Origin of the sequence: Streptococcus infantis (assembly GCF_019929575.1) — a bacterium.
Lineage (GTDB): Bacteria > Bacillota > Bacilli > Lactobacillales > Streptococcaceae > Streptococcus > Streptococcus infantis_L.
This window is the reverse complement of sequence record NZ_JAHZPU010000001.1, coordinates 1-19,114: the sequence shown is the minus strand read 5'-3', so window position 1 is coordinate 19,114 and position 19,114 is coordinate 1. Positions and strand designations below refer to the sequence as shown.

Annotated in this window: 15 protein-coding genes and 1 pseudogene; 12 read left to right on the top strand and 4 right to left on the bottom strand. The window is 40.6% G+C overall.

What is annotated here, in order from left to right:
* Positions 1-79: 79 nt before the first annotated feature.
* From K1I67_RS00090 to K1I67_RS00065, 6 genes are all read left to right on the top strand, one after another.
* Positions 80-1,279, top strand: coding sequence for a phosphoglycerate kinase (locus tag K1I67_RS00090; protein ID WP_001096781.1), 1,200 nt, complete (start codon positions 80-82; stop codon positions 1,277-1,279).
* Positions 1,280-1,576: 297 nt separating this feature from the next.
* On the top strand, positions 1,577-2,527 hold the full coding sequence (gene folP / locus K1I67_RS00085; protein ID WP_223338280.1) for a dihydropteroate synthase: 951 nt from the start codon (positions 1,577-1,579) through the stop codon (positions 2,525-2,527).
* Position 2,528: 1 nt separating this feature from the next.
* A complete protein-coding gene (locus K1I67_RS00080) occupies positions 2,529-3,827 on the top strand; it encodes a bifunctional folylpolyglutamate synthase/dihydrofolate synthase (RefSeq protein ID WP_223338279.1) in 1,299 nt (432 codons plus the stop codon).
* A gap of 3 nt (positions 3,828-3,830) precedes the next feature.
* A complete protein-coding gene (gene folE, locus K1I67_RS00075; protein WP_223338278.1) occupies positions 3,831-4,385 on the top strand; it encodes a GTP cyclohydrolase I FolE in 555 nt (184 codons plus the stop codon).
* Positions 4,386-4,543: 158 nt separating this feature from the next.
* Complete coding sequence (gene folK / locus K1I67_RS00070) at positions 4,544-5,365, top strand: 2-amino-4-hydroxy-6-hydroxymethyldihydropteridine diphosphokinase (protein ID WP_223338277.1); 822 nt, start codon at positions 4,544-4,546, stop codon at positions 5,363-5,365.
* Positions 5,358-6,641, top strand: coding sequence for a DUF308 domain-containing protein (locus K1I67_RS00065; protein ID WP_223338276.1), 1,284 nt, complete (start codon positions 5,358-5,360; stop codon positions 6,639-6,641). Before folK ends, K1I67_RS00065 begins: the two co-directional genes overlap by 8 nt.
* A gap of 48 nt (positions 6,642-6,689) precedes the next feature.
* Here K1I67_RS00065 and K1I67_RS00060 read toward each other — a convergent pair whose 3' ends face one another.
* Positions 6,690-7,007 (bottom strand): DUF960 domain-containing protein, encoded by a 318-nt coding sequence (locus K1I67_RS00060; RefSeq protein ID WP_223338275.1) that lies wholly within the window; start codon positions 7,005-7,007, stop codon positions 6,690-6,692.
* Between the two features lie 206 nt (positions 7,008-7,213).
* On the opposite strand from K1I67_RS00060, the gene ccpA reads away from it, so the two are divergent.
* Entirely contained in the window at positions 7,214-8,221 is a 1,008-nt protein-coding gene (gene ccpA, locus K1I67_RS00055) for a catabolite control protein A (RefSeq protein ID WP_223338274.1), read from the top strand.
* 406 nt (positions 8,222-8,627) lie between these two features.
* Here ccpA and K1I67_RS00045 read toward each other — a convergent pair whose 3' ends face one another.
* Positions 8,628-9,590: an asparaginase gene (locus K1I67_RS00045; protein WP_223338273.1), complete on the bottom strand. Its 963-nt coding sequence runs from the start codon at positions 9,588-9,590 to the stop codon at positions 8,628-8,630.
* Between the two features lie 65 nt (positions 9,591-9,655).
* On the opposite strand from K1I67_RS00045, the gene K1I67_RS00040 reads away from it, so the two are divergent.
* Positions 9,656-11,047 carry a Cof-type HAD-IIB family hydrolase gene (locus tag K1I67_RS00040; RefSeq protein WP_223338272.1) on the top strand — a complete coding sequence of 464 codons (1,392 nt, stop codon included), beginning with the start codon at positions 9,656-9,658 and terminating at the stop codon, positions 11,045-11,047.
* A gap of 412 nt (positions 11,048-11,459) precedes the next feature.
* On the opposite strand, the gene K1I67_RS00035 is transcribed toward K1I67_RS00040, so the two are convergent.
* Positions 11,460-11,912, bottom strand: coding sequence for a universal stress protein (locus K1I67_RS00035; protein WP_223338271.1), 453 nt, complete (start codon positions 11,910-11,912; stop codon positions 11,460-11,462).
* Positions 11,913-12,059: 147 nt separating this feature from the next.
* On the opposite strand from K1I67_RS00035, the gene K1I67_RS00030 reads away from it, so the two are divergent.
* The 3 genes and pseudogenes from K1I67_RS00030 (at position 12,060) to K1I67_RS09955 (ending at position 14,495) form a co-directional block, all read left to right on the top strand.
* Entirely contained in the window at positions 12,060-12,899 is an 840-nt protein-coding gene (locus tag K1I67_RS00030) for a metallophosphoesterase family protein (RefSeq protein WP_223338270.1), read from the top strand.
* 71 nt (positions 12,900-12,970) lie between these two features.
* Positions 12,971-13,408, top strand: coding sequence for an Rrf2 family transcriptional regulator (locus K1I67_RS00025; protein ID WP_223338269.1), 438 nt, complete (start codon positions 12,971-12,973; stop codon positions 13,406-13,408).
* 68 nt (positions 13,409-13,476) lie between these two features.
* Positions 13,477-14,495 (top strand): annotated as a pseudogene (locus K1I67_RS09955) (YdcF family protein).
* 102 nt (positions 14,496-14,597) lie between these two features.
* Here K1I67_RS09955 and K1I67_RS00010 read toward each other — a convergent pair.
* Complete coding sequence (locus tag K1I67_RS00010) at positions 14,598-16,067, bottom strand: M protein trans-acting positive regulator PRD domain-containing protein (protein ID WP_223338268.1); 1,470 nt, start codon at positions 16,065-16,067, stop codon at positions 14,598-14,600.
* Between the two features lie 288 nt (positions 16,068-16,355).
* On the opposite strand from K1I67_RS00010, the gene K1I67_RS00005 reads away from it, so the two are divergent.
* Positions 16,356-18,707, top strand: a complete 2,352-nt coding sequence (locus K1I67_RS00005; protein ID WP_223338267.1) for a Rib/alpha-like domain-containing protein — start codon at positions 16,356-16,358, stop codon at positions 18,705-18,707.
* Positions 18,708-19,114: the final 407 nt, after the last annotated feature.

Here is a 19,114-nt window from a genome sequence, read left to right as displayed (position 1 = left end):
AAAGTTTAAGGTTTTGCTATCTCTTTTATTGATTTTGTGATATAATTAACACGTAAAAAAAATTAAGGAGTCTTTCCAAATGGCAAAATTGACTGTTAAAGACGTTGAGTTGAAAGGGAAAAAAGTTCTCGTTCGTGTTGACTTCAACGTTCCTGTAAAAGATGGCGTGATTACTAACGACAACCGTATCACTGCAGCTCTTCCAACTATCAAGTACATCCTTGAACAAGGTGGACGTGCGATTCTTTTCTCTCACCTTGGACGTGTAAAAGAAGAAGCAGACAAAGCTGGTAAATCACTTGCTCCTGTAGCTGCTGACTTGGCTGCTAAATTGGGTCAAGAAGTTACATTCCTTCCAGGTGTTACTCGTGGTGCTGAATTGGAAGCAGCTATCAACGCTCTTGAAGATGGACAAGTTCTTTTGGTTGAAAACACTCGTTTTGAAGATGTTGACGGTAAGAAAGAATCTAAAAACGATCCTGAACTTGGTAAATACTGGGCATCACTTGGAGATGGTATCTTCGTAAACGATGCATTCGGTACTGCTCACCGTGCACACGCATCTAACGTTGGTATCTCAGCAAACGTTGAAAAAGCAGTTGCTGGATTCCTTCTTGAAAACGAAATTGCTTACATCCAAGAAGCTGTTGAAGCTCCAGAACGTCCATTCGTGGCTATCCTTGGTGGTTCAAAAGTTTCAGATAAGATCGGTGTTATCGAAAACTTGCTTGAAAAAGCTGATAAAGTTCTTATCGGTGGTGGTATGACTTACACATTCTACAAAGCACAAGGTATCGAAATCGGTAACTCACTTGTAGAAGAAGATAAATTGGATGTTGCGAAAGCTCTTCTTGAAAAAGCAAACGGCAAATTGATCTTGCCAGTTGACTCAAAAGAAGCAAACGCATTTGCTGACTACACTGAAGTGAAAGACACTGAAGGTGAAGCAGTTGACCCAGGTTTCCTTGGTCTTGACATCGGTCCAAAATCTATCGCTAAATTTGACGAAGCTTTGACTGGTGCTAAAACAGTTGTATGGAACGGACCTATGGGTGTATTTGAAAACCCTGACTTCCAAGCAGGTACAATCGGTGTGATGGACGCTATCGTGAAACAACCAGGCGTTAAATCAATCATCGGTGGTGGTGACTCAGCTGCCGCAGCTATCAACCTTGGTCGTGCAGACAAGTTCTCATGGATCTCTACTGGTGGTGGAGCTTCAATGGAGCTTCTCGAAGGTAAAGTTCTTCCAGGACTTGCAGCTTTGACTGAAAAATAAGAATATAAAAAAGGAGGCTGGGACAAAAGTCCTAGCCTCTCAATTGTCTTTGGATTGTCGAGCAGGACGCAGTGGTTGAGTGGTCTCTACTACGCTGCTTTCATCAACTTTTACAACCCTACTCAACTGTGCGGAGGTGGGACGACGAAATCGAATTCTAACGAATTACCGATTTCTGTCCCACTCTCTTTTTTGCGCTCTTTTAAAGTTTGAGAGTAGTGAGGGATAATTGGACAGAATCCAAAAAAAACAGTAAAATAGAGGAATACCAATCTAAATGAAATTTGAGTGATAATCGTGGAAAAAAGAGACAATCATACAAAAACAGCTATTTGCGGTATTATCAATGTCACCCCAGATTCTTTTTCTGATGGGGGCCAGTTTTTTGCTGTTGAGGAGGCCTTGAAACAGGCTAGAAAATTGATAGACGAAGGAGCCACTATCCTAGATATTGGTGGAGAATCCACTCGACCTGGAAGTAGCTATAGCTATGTTGAGATTGAAGAGGAAATCCAACGTGTCATCCCAGTCATTAAGGCTATCCGTCAAGAGAGTGATGTTCTGATTTCGGTCGACACATGGAAAAGTCAGGTTGCAGATGAAGCTCTAAAAGCTGGTGCCCATATAGTCAATGACATTACTGGTCTCATGGGTGATAAGGAGATGGCGGATGTGGTTGCTAAAGCTGGAGCTCAGGTAGTCATCATGTTTAATCCAGTCATGGCACGCCCTCAGCACCCTAGTTCACTTATCTTCCCTCATTTTGGCTTTGGAGAGCCTTTTACAAAGGAAGACTTAGATGAGTTTGAAAAACTACCAGTAGAAGAACTGATGACAGCTTTCTTTGACCGTGCTCTAGTAAGAGCGGAAATAGCAGGAATTTCGAAAGACAAGATCATGCTGGATCTAGGGATTGGCTTTGGCTTGACCAAAAAGGAAAATCTACTACTTCTACGTGACCTTGATAAATTACACGAGATGGGCTATCCTATCTTTTTAGGAGTCTCTCGCAAGCGCTTTGTCATCAATATTCTGGAAGAAAATGGTTTTGAAGTAAATCCAGAAACTGAAGAAGGCTTCCGAAATCGTGATACGGCTTCATCTCATGTGACCAGTATCGCCGCTAGACAAGGTGTGGAAGTGGTGCGCGTACACGATGTAGCCAGCCACAAGATGGCGGTTGAAATTGCATCAGCCATCCGTCTGGCAGATGATGCGGAAAATTTAAACTTGAAACAGTATAAATAAGATGAATAAAAACGAAACGAATCAGTGGATTGCCCACTACCGGACAGACCAACCGCACTTTGGTTTGGAAAGAATGATAGAGCTTTTAGCTTTACGAGGCAATCCCCATCTTAAGCTTAAGGTTATCCACATTGGTGGAACCAATGGCAAGGGCTCTACTATAGCCTTTTTGAAGAATATGTTGGAAAAGATGGGGCTAAGAGTTGGTGTCTTTAGTTCTCCCTATCTGGTTCATTATACGGATCAGATTGCCATTAATGGAGAATCCATCCCAGAAGTGAGATTAGAAGACTTAATGGCGGAATATCGCTCACTACTTGAAGGGGAGCATGCTCCGGCCTTACAAGGAACGACAGAGTTCGAGATTATCACTGCCCTAGCCTATGACTATTTTGCTTCAGAGCAAGTCGATGTGGCTATTATGGAAGTTGGTATGGGTGGTCTTTTGGATAGTACCAATGTCTGTCAACCGATACTAACTGGTATCACGACAATAGGACTGGACCACGTAGCTTTGTTGGGAGATACTCTGGAAGCCATTGCAGAACAAAAAGCTGGGATTATCAAATTAGGAATTCCTCTAGTGACTGGGAACATTGTCCCAGAAGCATTGGCGGTTATCGACCAGATTGCGAAAGCGAAACAAGCCCCAAGGCTTGCTTATGGAGATGACTATCAGGTCAGCCATTGTGAAAGTATTATCGCTGGAGAGGTCTTTGACTATTCAAGTTCGGTTAGACAAGGTCGTTTTCAGACAGGTCTACTTGGTTTACACCAGATAGAAAACGCTGGGATGGCACTAGCCTTGTTAGATACTTATTGCCAAACTACTGGTCAAGAATTAGCCAGTAATGACTTAGTGGCTCAAGCTTTAGAGGAGACAAGCTGGCCAGGACGCTTGGAAGTTGTTTCTAGAGAACCTTTGATGATTCTGGATGGTGCCCACAATTCCCATGCTATCAAGGCTTTGGTAGAAACATTGCAAAAACGCTTTGCTGACTACCATAAGGAAATCCTCTTTACTTGCATCAAAACCAAGGCCTTAGAGGATATGTTGGACTTGCTAGAAACCTTGCCCAATACTAAGGTTACACTAACTCATTTTGAGGATAGTCGGGCGACCGACGAAGAGGTGCTAAAAAAAGCAGCCCATTCTAGAAATCTCAACTATCAAAGTTGGAGAGAATTTCTAGATCAAAAATTATCAGAAAATAAAGAGAAAAAAACAGTTAGGATTGTCACGGGGTCTTTATACTTTTTAGCCCAAGTGAGAGCCTATCTAATGGAGAGGAAAAATTAGAGAATGGATACACAAAAGATTGAAGAAGCTGTAAAAATGATCATCGAGGCAGTTGGTGAGGATGCAAATCGCGAAGGCTTGCAGGAAACACCAGCCCGTGTCGCTCGTATGTACCAAGAGATTTTTTCAGGTCTTGGGCAAACTGCTGAAGAGCACCTGTCAAAATCCTTTGAGATTATTGATGACAATATGGTAGTAGAAAAGGATATCTTTTTCCATACCATGTGTGAGCATCACTTCTTGCCATTTTATGGGAAGGCTCATATTGCCTACATTCCAGATGGGCGTGTAGCAGGTTTGTCTAAGCTTGCCCGTACGGTTGAAGTCTACTCTAAAAAGCCACAGATTCAAGAGCGTTTGAATATCGAAGTGGCAGATGCCTTGATGGAGTTTTTGGGTGCCAAGGGAGCCTTTGTTGTCATTGAGGCAGAGCATATGTGTATGAGCATGCGTGGCGTTCGAAAACCAGGCACTGCTACTTTGACAACAGTGGCTCGTGGTCTATTTGAAACGGATAAGGACCTCCGAGATCAGGCTTATCGTTTAATGGGACTATAATACTCTTCGAAAATCAAATTCAAACCACGTCAGCTTCCATCTGCAACCTCAAAACAGTGTTTTGAGCAGCCTGCGGCTAGCTTCCTAGTTTGCACTTTGATTTTCATTGAGTATAAAAAGAATCCGCTTGAAGCGGATTCTTCTAGAAAGGACTAGTTATGGATCAACTGCGAATTAAAGACCTAGAAATTTTTGCCTTTCATGGACTCTTTCCTAGTGAGAAAGAACTGGGGCAAAAGTTTGTCATTTCAGCTAGCTTATCCTATGATATGACCAAGGCTGCGACAGAGTTGGATTTGGTGTCTTCTATCCACTACGGAGAGCTGTGTCAACAATGGACAACATGGTTTCAGGAAAACACCGAGGACTTGATTGAAACAGTAGCTTACAAACTAGTGGAGCGGACCTTTGAAACTTATCCAATTGTTCATGAGATTGAACTAGAGCTTAAAAAACCATGGGCGCCTGTTCATCTACCACTAGATACTTGTTCAGTAACCATCCATCGCCGTAAGCAGCGAGCTTTTATTGCTTTAGGGAGCAATATGGGCGATAAAAGGGCTAATCTCAAGCAAGCTATTGCTAACATGAGTGCTCGTGGGATTCGTATTCTCAAAGAGTCCAGTGTGATTACAACTGAGCCATGGGGCGGTGTAGAGCAAGATAGTTTTGCCAATCAGGTCATTGAAGTGGAAACATGGTTGCCAGCTCCAATCTTGCTAGAAACCTTGTTAGCCATTGAGTCAGAAATGGGACGGATCAGAGAAGTTCATTGGGGACCTCGTTTGATTGATTTGGATTTGCTCTTTGTCGAGGACCAAGTCATCTACACTGATGAGCTTATCTTGCCGCATCCTTATATCGCTGAGCGCCTCTTTGTCCTTGAACCGCTAGTGGAAATAGCTCCGCATTTTATTCATCCGATCTTAAAGCAACCAATTCGTTACTTGCTTAACCAGTTGGAGCAAGGAAATGCCTAAACTTTCCGAGACCTATAGCAAGTGGAAGAGTATTGGGGAGGGACTGCTTGCTATTACTTTAGGGATTCTCTTGATTCGTTTTGGACAAGTTGTTCCACGGATGGGGTACCAGTTGCTGATCGGCTACTTTTCCTTGTCAGCGGTTTGGCACTTATTGACTCGCTGGTTTCAGGACAAAAAACGTAGGGAAAACATCCTTGTAACCTTGGCTAAGCTGATGGTTGCGGCTCTCGTGTTTGACTCCATCATCTTGCAAGACCTCACCCTCTATCTCCTAGTTTTTATCATTGCGAGCTACCAGCTGTTTACGGGTGGCATTAGTCTTGTTACCTGGTTTCTCTATCGAAAAAATGCCATTCACCCTCGACTCCATCATTTCTTCGATGCTGTATGGATGATAGGATTTGGTCTTTATAGCATTTCTCCTTTTCACGATGCGGCGAATTTTGAATTGCTCTTGCTTGGATGTTACTTGCTCATGCTAGGAGCCAGCAGTCTTCGGGACGGTTTCTTTTTTGAGAGGATAGAAAGCAATCCCAAGCTGAAGCGACGAATGCGAATGACTTTGCCAATCTTTGTGACAGCTCTGATCCCTATTAGCACCTTGCGTAAACTGAATGAGTGGCTGTCAAATCATGAAAACCAAGAAGGAGAAGTGCATTCAGAAAGAAAAAACGATCAGGTGGTTGATTTGGAAATTTTTGTCCATACTTCAGAAACCTCTTTTTTCCTCGCTATGGGACATGTGGATATTTGTTATCAAGGGAAGGTTATTTCCTATGGCTCGTACGATCCTCACTCGGAGCGTTTATTCGGCATGGTCGGAGATGGTGTTTTGTTTAAGGCCAATCGGGAAAAATACATTGAACTTTGTAAGAGGGAAAGTCAGAAGACCTTGTTTGCTTATGGTCTGAGTTTGACAGACCAACAGAAAGCTGCTATCCAAACTCGTTTAGCAGAAATAGAAGATTTGTTAATACCTTGGGAGCCAAGCTCGCAGTTGATGAAAAGAAGAGAGGGCGAGGTCAAGCATACCTACTCCTACCAACTGAAACAGGAAGCAGATGCGATGCTTTATAAATTCAGCTCATCTAAGTTTAAGACCTATTTTGTTCTCAGTACAAATTGTGTTTTACTGGCTGATTCTATCGTGGGTAAAGCTGGAACAGACATTCTCAGTCCCCAAGGATTTATCGTTCCAGGAACTTATCAGGATTATCTTGATTTAGAATATACCAAACCAAGTGGTATAGTAGTCAGTCGTTCTATTTATTAGCAAAAAGAAAACTCTAGTTTCCTAAGTAGATAGGGGAAGCTAGAGTTTTTAAAATAGGTCATTTTCTTCTGGTAGGAGAATGGTTTCCTTCCCATCCATATCTAGCACCAGAACTTTAGGTGGATAGAGTGGGTCAAAGGGATGGTTGAAGTCGAAGTCAATCGTTGTTGGAAGATGTTGACTAGAAAAACGAAAAGTGATGGAGCCTTCATTATTCAAAAACCGAAATTCCAATTCATCTTCTAGATCAAAAACATGTTTTAAAAAATGATCAATAATATACCAGATAGAGTCGATAACATCATCGGGTAGATTGGTCACAACACCGAAACTGGCGCACCGTCTATGGGAATCTATAAAAGCCATCCATTTCTCCTGATTGATTTTCTTATTATCATACTGCAAACTGCTAGAAAAATCAAGAAAAGTCAACTGCTCTTAAAAAGTTGTGAATGTTTTTGAAACTTTTTTCAAAGATTCTTCATCAAATGCTTGAAAATGCTTACAATAAGTGGTAGAATGAAAATAGTGGAATCATGAAAACAAAATTTTCAAAGTAGAAAGGAAACGGAATGAATACAGATGATACAGTAACAATTTATGACGTTGCCCGAGAAGCAGGAGTGTCAATGGCGACGGTTAGTCGTGTTGTTAATGGCAATAAGAACGTCAAGGAAAACACTCGCAAGAAGGTTTTAGAGGTCATCGACCGTCTCGATTATCGTCCAAATGCAGTAGCACGTGGTCTAGCAAGCAAGAAAACGACAACAGTTGGAGTCGTCATTCCAGATATCACAAACACTTATTTCTCTACTCTTGCTAAAGGGATTGACGATATCGCGGAAATGTACAAATACAACATCGTCCTTGCCAATAGTGACGAAGATGATGAGAAGGAAGTATCTGTAGTCAATACTCTTTTTTCTAAACAGGTGGATGGCGTTATCTTCATGGGTTATCATTTGACTGAGAAGATTCGCTCAGAGTTTTCACGCTCACGTACTCCTGTTGTTCTCGCGGGGACAGTGGATGTGGAGCACCAACTTCCAAGTGTCAATATTGACTATAAACATGCTACTGTTGATGCAGTCCGCCACCTCTTGAAACGAAATAAAAAAATTGCTTTTATTAGTGGACCATTAGTGGATGACATCAACGGTAAAATTCGCTTGGCTGGATATAAAGATGCTTTGAAAGAAGCGGGAATCAACTATAGTGAAGGGCTTGTTTTCGAATCAAAATACCGTTATGACGATGGTTATGCCTTAGCAGAACGTTTGATTTCTTCCAAAGCAACAGCAGCGATTGTAACAGGTGATGAACTTGCAGCAGGTGTTTTGAACGGACTTGCTGACAAGGGTGTTTCTGTACCGGAAGACTTTGAAATTATCACTAGTGATGATTCGCAAATCGCGCGCTATACTCGTCCAAACCTAACCACCATTGCTCAACCTTTGTATGACCTTGGTGCTATTAGTATGCGTATGTTGACGAAGATTATGCATAAGGAAGAGTTGGAAGAGCGTGAAGTTCTTTTGCCACATGGTTTGGTAGAACGTCATTCAACTCGTAAAGATTAACAAGAAGAGGCTGGGACAAAAGTCCTAGCCTCTCAATTGTCTTTGGATTGTCGAGCAAGACGCAGTGGTTGAGTGGGCTCTACTACGCTGATTTCATCAGCTTTTACAGCCCTACTCAACTGTGCAGAGGTGGGACGACGAAATCGAATTCTAACGAATTACCGATTTCTGTCCCACTCTCGCTTTTTAGTAGTAAAAACTTTTTGGTCAATGATTCAAGCATCAAGTTGATGGTAGAAGGCTTGCGGGGGTGACTAGAAAACAAGACGTGGTCTAGTAATTTCTATCTCACCGACTTTTTTATACTCAATGAAAATCAAAGAGCAAACTAGGAAACTAGCCGCAGGCTGTACTTGAGTACGGCAAGGCGATGTTGACGAAGTTTGAATTTGATTTTCGAAGAGTATTATCCTTCCATATAGGCTCGTAATTCCTCTCCTGTAAGGCCAGCATTGATAGCAATGAGGAGTTTGAGACGAGCCTTTTGAGCATTGAGCTCTTTGACAAAGAAGACACCAGCCTTTTGTAGACAAACGCCACCGCCTTCATAGGCATAAACAGGTTCAGCAATCCCGTTAAAACAACGAGAAACCAAGGCGATTGGGAGTCCTTCTTGGATAAGGGCGTTCAATTTTTGTGATGTTTCCTTGGGGACATTTCCAGCACCAAAGGCCTGGATAATAAGTCCATCCAGTTGGTCAACGGGAAGCAAATCAAGGAGTTCTTCTGTCATACCAGCATAGACAGGGATAATAGGGACCAAGCCATGGATCTTATCAAGGTCGAAGCGAACACGGGGTTCAGCTGTTTTAAAGTAGAGAATCTCGTGTTTCATGATGAGTCCAAGAGGGCCGTGGGTCGGCGTTTGAAAGGTACTAACATTTGTCGTGTGTGTCTTAGTCACATACTTAGCAGCGTGAATTTCGTCATTCATTACAACCAAGACCCCCTTGTCAGTAGCCTTATCGTCGCTCGCTACGCGTAGGGCGCTGAGATAATTGTAGACACCATCGCTCCCGAGTTCGTTGGAACTACGCATGGCCCCTGTTAGTACGATCGGTTTGTGAGGAACCTCCATGGTATCGAGGAAATAGGCAGTTTCCTCTAAGGTATCTGTCCCATGTGTAATCACAAAACCGTCATAATTATCAGACTCCTCTTTGATTTTTTGATAGAGGGCCAGCATATGTTTTGGCTTAATATGAGGACTTGGCAGATTAAAAAAATCGAGAGCATGGACTTCAACTCCCTCAAGTGGATTGGATACATGATTCATAGGGTTTTCTTGACTAGTCACAACAGCGCCAGAGGCATCCGCTTGCATGGAAATAGTACCACCCGTATGTAAAACAAGGATTTTCTTAGGCATGATTTACTCACTCTTTCTGAAATGTGGTATAATCATTGTATCACAAAAGGGGAGAATGAGGTAGGATGGAAGTCAAAGCTGTTTTTTTTGATATCGATGGAACACTGGTCAACGATCGCAAGAGTGTTTTGAAATCCACTAAGGACGCGATTAAGATTGTGAAGGACCAGGGGGTGCTTGTTGGAGTAGCGACAGGGCGAGGACCTTTTTTTGTTAAGGATTTAATGGAAGATTTAGATCTGGATTTTGCCGTAACCTATAACGGCCAATATATCTTTAATAAAAACAGAGTCTTGTTTACAAGTCCTCTTTCCAAGTCTCATTTACGGCAGTTGATCACCTATGCCAAAAAAGAGGGCAAGGAGATTGCTCTAGGGACCAAGGATGCCATGCTGGGTTCGAAAATCATGTCTTTTGGCCTAGGTTCTTTTTCTCAAAGGGTGAGTCGTTTTGTCCCCTCTATGTTGACTCGTACAGTTAGTCATTCCTTTAATCGAATGGTGAGTAAGGTTGTTCCTCAGAAGGAAGAAGACTTGCTTCACTTGATGAATCAGCCCATTTATCAAGTTTTGATGCTAATGACGCCGGAAGAATCTGAGAAAGCAGCAGCTGATTTTCAAGACTTGAAATTGACTCGTAGTAACCCTTTTGCGGCCGATGTTATTAACCAAGGGAATTCCAAGTTAGAAGGAATTCGCCGTGTCGGAAAAGAGTATGGTTTTGATCTCAATCAAGTCATGGCCTTTGGTGACTCGGACAATGACCTAGAGATGCTGGCAGGAGTTGGGATGTCAGTCGCTATGGGCAATGGTAGTAGCAGTGTCAAGGAAGTGGCGAAGCATATCACAACCAGCAACCAGCAAGATGGGATTCACAAGGCCTTGGAACACTTTGGTGTTTTGGCTTCAGAGAAAGTCTTTGTCAGCCGTGACTATCATTTCAATAAGTTCAAAACCTTTCACCACATGATGGATGAACGAACTCAAGAAGAGCCACAAGCTTGGGATTTCGAAGGTGCCACCCATAGAGCGGGATTTAAGATAGAAGAACTGGTCGAGTTTGTTCGAGCTGCTAGCTCTTCTGAAGAAGACTTCGAACGGGCAGTAGGACAGTTACACCAAGCTCTTGACCAAGCAGCAGAGAAAGTAGTCAAGAAAACACCTGCTAAGCAAGATTTGGTAGGGCAAGTAGATGCCTTGATTGATACCCTTTACTTCACCTACGGTAGTTTTGTTTTGATGGGGGTGGATCCAGAACGGATTTTTGACATTGTCCATCAAGCCAATATGGGTAAAATGTTCTCTGATGGAAAAGCTCATTTTGACCCAGTTACTCACAAAATCCTAAAACCAGATGACTGGGAGGAGCGATATGCTCCAGAACCAGCCATTAAAAAGGAAATTGAGCGCCAGTTAAAGGCTTATGAGCGCCATAAGGAAAGAGAAGATAAAAAGTAGGCGTTAGGTAACTGATACTCAATGAAAATCAAAGAGCAAACTAGGAAGCTAGCCGCAGGTTGCTCAAAACACCGTTTTGAGGTTGTGGATAGAACTGCCGAAGTCAGCTCAAAATACTATTTTGAGGTTGCAGATGGAAGCTGACGTGGTTTGAAGAGATTTTCGAAGAGTATGAAGTCTTGATTTCCTAGCACCAACTACTGCATCAACAATTTATGAAAAAATGAGGCTGGGACAAAGGTCCTAGCCTCTCAATTGTCTTTGGATTATCGAGCAAGACGCAGTGGTTGAGTGGGCTCTACTACGCTGATTTTATCAGCTTTTACAGCCCTACTCAACTGTGCGGAGGTGGGACGACGAAATCGAATTCTAACGAATTACCGATTTCTGTCCCACTCTCATTTCTTTTTTATTACAAAGTTTTATCCTTATCTCTAACGACGAGAAGGTCAACGCTGGTATGGCGTAGGATGTATTCTGATGAAGAACCAACTAGTAGACGCTCAAAGGCATTGAGTCCTGTTGCTCCAACCAAAATCAAGTCAACCTTTTCATTGTCTGGAATTGTTTTAGCTAAAAGAGTTTTAGGATTACCCATCTCAATAACTACTTTAATATCTGTGAGACCAGCATCTTTTGCACGCTTTTCATATTCAGCCATCAAATCGTTGGCCTCTACTTGCAATTCTTCGTAAACTTCGGCATCAAATGTTGAGATGCTTTGAAGAGCACGTGTGTCAATGACATGGGCAATAGTTAGTTTTGCTTGGTTACGCAGTGCTGAATGAACCCCTTTGATGAAAGCCAAGTCAGCTTCCTTAGAACCGTCAACCGCTACCATGATGTTTTCATAACGTTGTGTCATAGCAAAAACCTCCTCATTCTTATTACCTTCATTGTAATCCTTTTCACTAAAAAAGTAAAGTAAAAAACGATAGGAAGAAGATTGATGCTTTTTGACTTTGACTTGGAGTCTGTTATAATAAAAATAGAAAAGCTAAGAGGAAGAGATATGACAAAAATTGCAGTATTATCAGATATACATGGCAATACGACAGCTTTAGAGGCTGTTCTGGCAGATGTACAGAAGGCAGAGGTTGATGAGTATTGGCTCTTGGGAGATATCCTCATGCCTGGAACAGGACGAAAAAATATTCTCCAGACATTGGATACTTTACCCATCACTCTTAGAGTTCTGGGAAATTGGGAGGAGAGCTTGTGGCGGGCCTGTCATCGAAAGTTGGATGAAAGCAGACCGAGTCATCGTTATCTCTTGCGCCAGTGCCAGTATATTATGGAAGAAGTCAGCATTGAGGAGATTGAGGCGCTGCAGAACTATCCCTTGCAAGTGCACCGTCAGTTTGGAGATTTGAAGTTAGGGATTAGCCACCACTTGCCTGATAAAAATTGGGGGAGAGAGCTGATTCATCTTGGAAAGCAAGAGGATTTTGACCGTCTTGTCACCAATCCAGATTGCGATATTGCCATTTATGGTCATATCCATCAGCAGTTTCTTCGCTATGGTAGTGGTGGTCAGCTTATCCTGAACCCAGGTTCGATTGGTCAACCCTTCTTTTTATCTGAAAATTTACGCAAGGATTTGCGTGCCCAATACATGATATTAGAATTTGACGAAAAAGGCTTAAAAGATGTTGATTTTCGTCGGGTTGCTTATGATATTGAAGCAGAATTACAGCTAGCCAAAGACTTAAATTTACCCTACTACCAAATTTATTATGAAAGTTTGGTTAATGGGATTCACCATACCCATAACCAAGAATTACTTCATGAAATTGCCCAAAGTCAAGGGCATGATGCAGAACTGGATGACTGGCTTAGTGGTAACTCTTGACATTACAACTTGAAGAGATATAATAAAGATAAGAAAGAAACGAACTAGTCTAATAGAAAAAGGAGAAGCTTATGCAAATTTCAAGTCGATTTACCATTGCGACTCATATGTTAATCATTATTGCCCTAAAAGGGAAAGAAAGTAAGGTGACTAGTGATTTTCTGGCGAGTAGTGTTGGAGTCAATCCAGTTATTATCCGTAAAACCTTGTCCCAACTGAAAAAGGCAGACTTGATTTCCGTTGCGCGTGGAACTGGTGGAGCAGAGATTATCAAAGATCTAGAGGACATTAGCCTATTAGATGTTTACCAAGCAGTTGAATCCCTAGGAAAGACAGGGCAACTCTTTAGTTTTCATGACAAACCAAATCCAGCCTGTCCAGTTGGAGCCAATATCCATGGGATTTTGGATGAAAAGTTAGATAAAATTCAAGAAGCCATGGAACAAGAATTAAGTCAAACTAGTCTGGCCCAAGTAGTGGCGGATGCAGGGAGTAGGATAGAAGGATAAGAGGACCTCAGATCCTCTTTTTCTATGTGGATAATTATGATAAAATGTAGTCATTAAAGAAGGGAGAAATGTATCTCGTTATAGGAATTATATTAGCCTTTATACTATCATTTTGGAAGGATAATAGAAGTTTGTGGAATTCAGTATTATTTTTATTATTTCTCATTTCAAGTTATATTTATCTATCCTACTTTTTTATAAAAATAGTTATGAGAAGGTTCAGCTTGCTTTCTATGGATTTGCCTTTATTTTACTCCCCTTGCTGGTTTTTTGGGGTGGTATCTTTTTGATCTATAATGGTGTTATCTTGCTGAAGCGAGAGGGACGGTCAAAGGCCAATTATCTCTCAGCGCTCTTTGGAATAGTCATTTTGGCATTTTTTGCCTTGGTGTCATTTCGATTGGGAGATAGAGGCGATTTATTTTCCAATAACCATCTGATCAATATTCTATTTGTATTTATCACTTATTCTTACTTTATTTTTGGTTTTGCCTTTGCAGGTTTTATGTTGTACCCTATCTTGTATCTCTTTATTCCTAAGAAGAAGCATTATGATTTTATTATTATTCATGGTGCAGGTTTACTAGGTGGGGAAAAGGTAACACCTTTGCTAAAGAGGAGAATTGATAAGGCGGTGGAAGCTTACCATAAGTCTAAGAATCCTCATATCAAAATCATAGCCAGTGGTGGACAAGGAGAGGACGAAAAGATATCTGAAGCTCAGGCTATGACAAATTATCTGCTTACGGAGACAGATGTCCCCAAAGATGCGATTATTCTGGAGGACCAATCAAGGACTACTTACGAGAATCTTCTCTTTTCCAAGGAACTTGGTGAGAAACTGGTAACCAATCCTCAATTTCTCTTTGTAACAAATGATTATCATGTTTTTAGAACCAGTACCTATGCTCGCAAGTTAGGCATGAAAGGAGATGGCTTGGGATGTCGAACAGCTGGTTATTACATCCCATCAGCCTTTATCCGTGAATTTGTAGCCCTGTGTGTAAAATTAAAGTGGCTCTTTATGTTCTTCTACGGATTGTTATTCTTAGCCCTGCTATTTTCTTATAAGGGAATTCTATGGTAGGATAAAAAATAAAAAAAGCTAGTTTTCTGATATTCAGAATTCTAGCTTTTTCGTTATGAAAATAAAACTATGAATGATTGGTCTTTCATAAAGAAGTTTTCTTTAAAGATCACCAATCGAAATGGTGTTCAATTCGTTGATAACCTGAAGCTGTGCCATGCGTCCAATATTGATCAGTTTTGGATGTTTTAAGCCTTCGATATCAAAGTTGGTCAGAATGGCATCGTATCCAGCCTCCATAATCTCGTCAACATTTAGTGTAGCCTTGTCCCAAGTCTCAAACTGGATATTTTTAGAAGTGTAGTATTTATAGAGGGAGATGAGAGCGTGAGGGTGAGCAAAGTCAAACTCACTCAAAACAAGAACACGAACCTTATTCTGAACTTCTAACAGTTGTTCCGTCAAACCTGAAGCGTGGGTCAAAAGTGTATAAACGAGATGAACAACGGCATGTGCATGTTCTTTTTGTCCCAAGCTAGACTTATAACGCATCATTTCGAAAACAGCTGCTTCGTAAAAATGAGGGAAGAATCGCTTGATTTTATAAAGTGAATAGGATTTGTTATGAGAAATGATAGATTCTGAGTTGATTTCTTGGCGTTCAAGAAGAGCAGTATTGTGCAAGTGCCACACTAACTCATCTGTATTTGAAAAGTGAACACCAAACTCTCGTGTTAAGTTATCCAGGACATCGCGAGCTGCGTGATAAGAGTGGTTAACTTGCTCATTCTCTGAACGGGCAGCTAGAAATTCTTCAACAGTAAAGAAGATTCCTTTTTGGGTGTAAGAATCAAAGATTTGTTCTAAGGTATGACGGTTAACTTCGATATTTAGGCGCTTAGCTAGAGGTTCAAGTTGATCTTGGTATTCTGGCAGTTGATTATATATAGGGAGATCATTTGTAGAATTACTCGTTGTTTGGATAGTGGTACCAATTTTAAATCGGTGCAAATTAACAGCTATTTGTGTTTCTAGCTGCAATAAGTTGGCATAATTGGCAGGAAATCCTGTCGCTTTAAGAAAGAAAGCAACAAACTCTTCAATGTCTTTCTTAGAATCAGTAAATGGCCATTTGAAGTAACCATAGGCTTCATGGAAATATTGAGCAAAGAAGAAGCGGATGTCTTTTTCATCTCCAATGATAGAGATTGGAGTGACCTTAAGTTTGAAGCGGTATTTATTTTGTAAGGTATGATTGATCTCAGCGACTTTTTTGCGAAGGGCAGGAAGTGAGACATCGAGGGTTTGAGCTAGATGTTCATAGGTAAATGGTTCTTCTAATAAAAAGAATGCTCTCAAAACTTGGAAGTTAGATGAATCTTGTAAAATATGGCGGTAAATTCGTTCAATGCCCAGATTTTTATTATTGGCGAGTCTGATACCTGCAGTTGAAGATTGAATTTCAAAGCAAGACAAAACTTCGCGCATCTCCTTGATATCACTTTTGATAATACGGGTGTTGATATCTAGGGCTTCCGCCAGAGGATCTAGGTGGATCCAGTCTGGATTTTCAAATAAATATTCTAAAATTTTTAATTGCCTTTGTTCTTTTTGAGTCAATAGGGCTCTCATGAATGATTCCTCCTGTAATATATTTGATTATAATAAATAAAAATCATATTTTTTTGAAGATAAATGTTATTATATCACAAGTAAATTAAAAAAAACAAAGAATCTGTCTGAATTTATTATATTGTATTTTAGAATAAAAAATAACATTTTGGAATTTTTTTGTATTGAAAAAAATTTTTAATGATAAAGTTTGAAATTGTTGACTAAAATAATGCTATATTTTATTTTATAATGTAATTTGTGTGTTAAAGACACACTATATTTTAAAATTGATAGGGGACAAGATTCATGTATTTTAATCGTAAAAATGCAGAACAAAAGAATTGGCGTATGATTAAAAAAGGAAAACATTTCCTTTTCGGTTGCTCGCTTGTCTTTGCGGTTGGGGCAGCTTTGGTGGCTCCACCAGTCAAAGCAGATACAGTAGAAGCTAATCCAGAAAATAACTCTACAACAGAGGGGACTAAGCCAGTTGTAGATGAAGAGAATGTAACTTATGCAGCACCAGCTGTAGAAGTAGCACCATTAACACCAGCTGCTGTAGCTACAGTAGTGGCTGAAAAAGCTGAAAAACCAGCTGCAACTACTGAAAATTCTAAGGAAGAAGCAGTAGCAGCAACTGATAAAGTTGAAAAAGCTAAGGAAGCAGACAGCATCCAAGCACCAGAAGTGACTGTAGTTTATGATCCGTCAGCACTTGCTGATGAAGAAAAAGCAAAAGTAGTAGCAGCTGTTAAGGCAGCAAACCCTACAGCGACTGTTGTTCAAGTCCAAGCAGACGGATCAGTAGTTGTTACTTTTGCAGATGGTTCAAGTGCAAACTTGACAGCAGTTCAAACTATCAAAGATGGCTCTTTAGTAGCTAAACCATGTACTAATCGTGCAGCGCGTGCTACAGCATCAACTGAAACACGTGCGTCAGATGGTGCACAAAACCTTGACTATACAAACAAAGAAGATGTCGAAGGTTATGTTAAAATTAACTACGAAGTAGACAAGGCTAAAAATGTTATCCACTGGATAATTCTTGATAACCCAGGCCGTAAAGGAAACTCAGCCAGTGGTTATGTCTACTTCACAATTCCGAAAGATTCTGTAGGTGAACCGACCAATTGGAGCGTTGTACAGACGGATAAGAATGGAAAAGTAGTCAATAGCCGTAATTACTGGAAGAATAATGACGGAGTATACTTAATGGGTCAAAATGGTAGAATGAATACCTATACTGGCGCTGAAACGACGAAGCGTTTGACTCAACTTTACAAAGATACAAAAAATCCAGCAATTCGAGGAAATGAAGCAGCGGTAGCGGCTCAAACAGCAGAACGTTCACAGGCTTTGTATACGATGACAGCGGATAATAATGCAATTCGTAACGTTATGTGGACGATTACATTTGACACACCAATCCTAGATAAATCTATGCCACTTGACTATGTTGCAGGTATACAAGGAACAGGGGTTGTTGGTGGTAGAACAAATATCATGACTGGTTTCACAGATAACTTTATTGATGATGTAAGTTCAAAATTCCAAGCAGTAGCAGTAAAAGAAAAGTACACTGCAAAAGTTGGTGGAAGCTTTAACGCAGATCCTTCGACATACGTTACAAATCAAACTGGCACACCAGCATTTCCAAATAACTACCGTGGTGCAACAACATTTGCATGGAAAGATGGTGAGGCTCCTACAGCGACAACTCCAGGTACATATACTAAAACTGTAGTGGTTACTTATCCAGAATACTACAAACAAGACCCACAAGAAGTCACGATTACATTTGAAGTACAAAACTCACGTAGCGATGCGGATAAGAATGATCCAACTGCTAAGGCACAAACAGTAACAGCAGGTTCAACACCAAATGCACAAGACTCAATTGGTAATGTTTCAGATCTACCAATTGGTACAACATACGAATTCAAGACACCAGTAGATACAGCAACTGATGGTGAAAAAGACGCAACAGTCGTTGTAACCTACCCAGACGGATCTAAGGATGAAGTTCCAATTAAAGTTACTGTTAAAACTCCAAGCACAGATGCGGATAATAACAAAGTAACGGATCCAGCCGTAACTCCAGTTACAGATCCAAGCAACTTGACTGATGCAGAAAAAGCTAAGGTAGCGGATGAAGTTAAGAAAGCTAACCCAACTGCGAAAGACATCAATGTAAACAAAGATGGATCAGTAGTTGTAACCTTTAAAGATGACACCACAGCCGTTATTCCAGCAGATAAGACAGTTAAGAAATCAGCTGATAAGGTTAAGGAATCAGATGGAGTTAAGAATCCAGCCGTAACTCCAGTTACAGATTCAAGCAACTTGACTAATGCAGAAAAAGCTAAGGTAGCGGATGAAGTTAAGAAAGCTAACCCAACTGCGAAAGATATCAAGGTTAACAATGACGGATCAGTTGTTGTAACCTTTGTAAATGGTTCAGTAGCAGTAATTGCAAGTGAGAATACTTTTAAGGAAGCAACTAAAGAGTCTTCTGCTAACCCAACAGCTAAGAAAGCAGGAGCGAAAGAGTTGCCGAACACTGGTACAAAACAATCTAGTGCTTCACTTGCTCTAGCGCTTCTTGCAGCAGCGACAGGTGGACTTCTCATCGCTAAAAAACGCGAGGAAGAAGAGTAAAACATTACTCTGATAAAGTAAACTTGAGCATTTTGATTATATGAGTTTACTAGAAAAACCGTAAGAAGAAATTCTTACGGTTTTTTGGGCTTTATAAAAGGAAGTACCTCTTGTCTATCTTATTTTATGAGCTATACCTTTCTTCATGCATGTATTTTTATTATTTTCATAGAAAGTCTTGTGGATGAAATTGAAGTTAATAGGAAGTTGAGAATGCTTGATAAACAATATCCACTGCTAAGCCTATTGTTAACGGTATGTAGCTTCAAATAATTTTAAATAGAAAACAAGATCCTTGTATATTAAAGAAAATTTCAATAAAATAGAAAGAGCCCTGTTGTAAAATGAAGTGCAACACAAAAGACATGTTCATCTGATATACTAGAGTTGCAAAAAACAGTATAGAG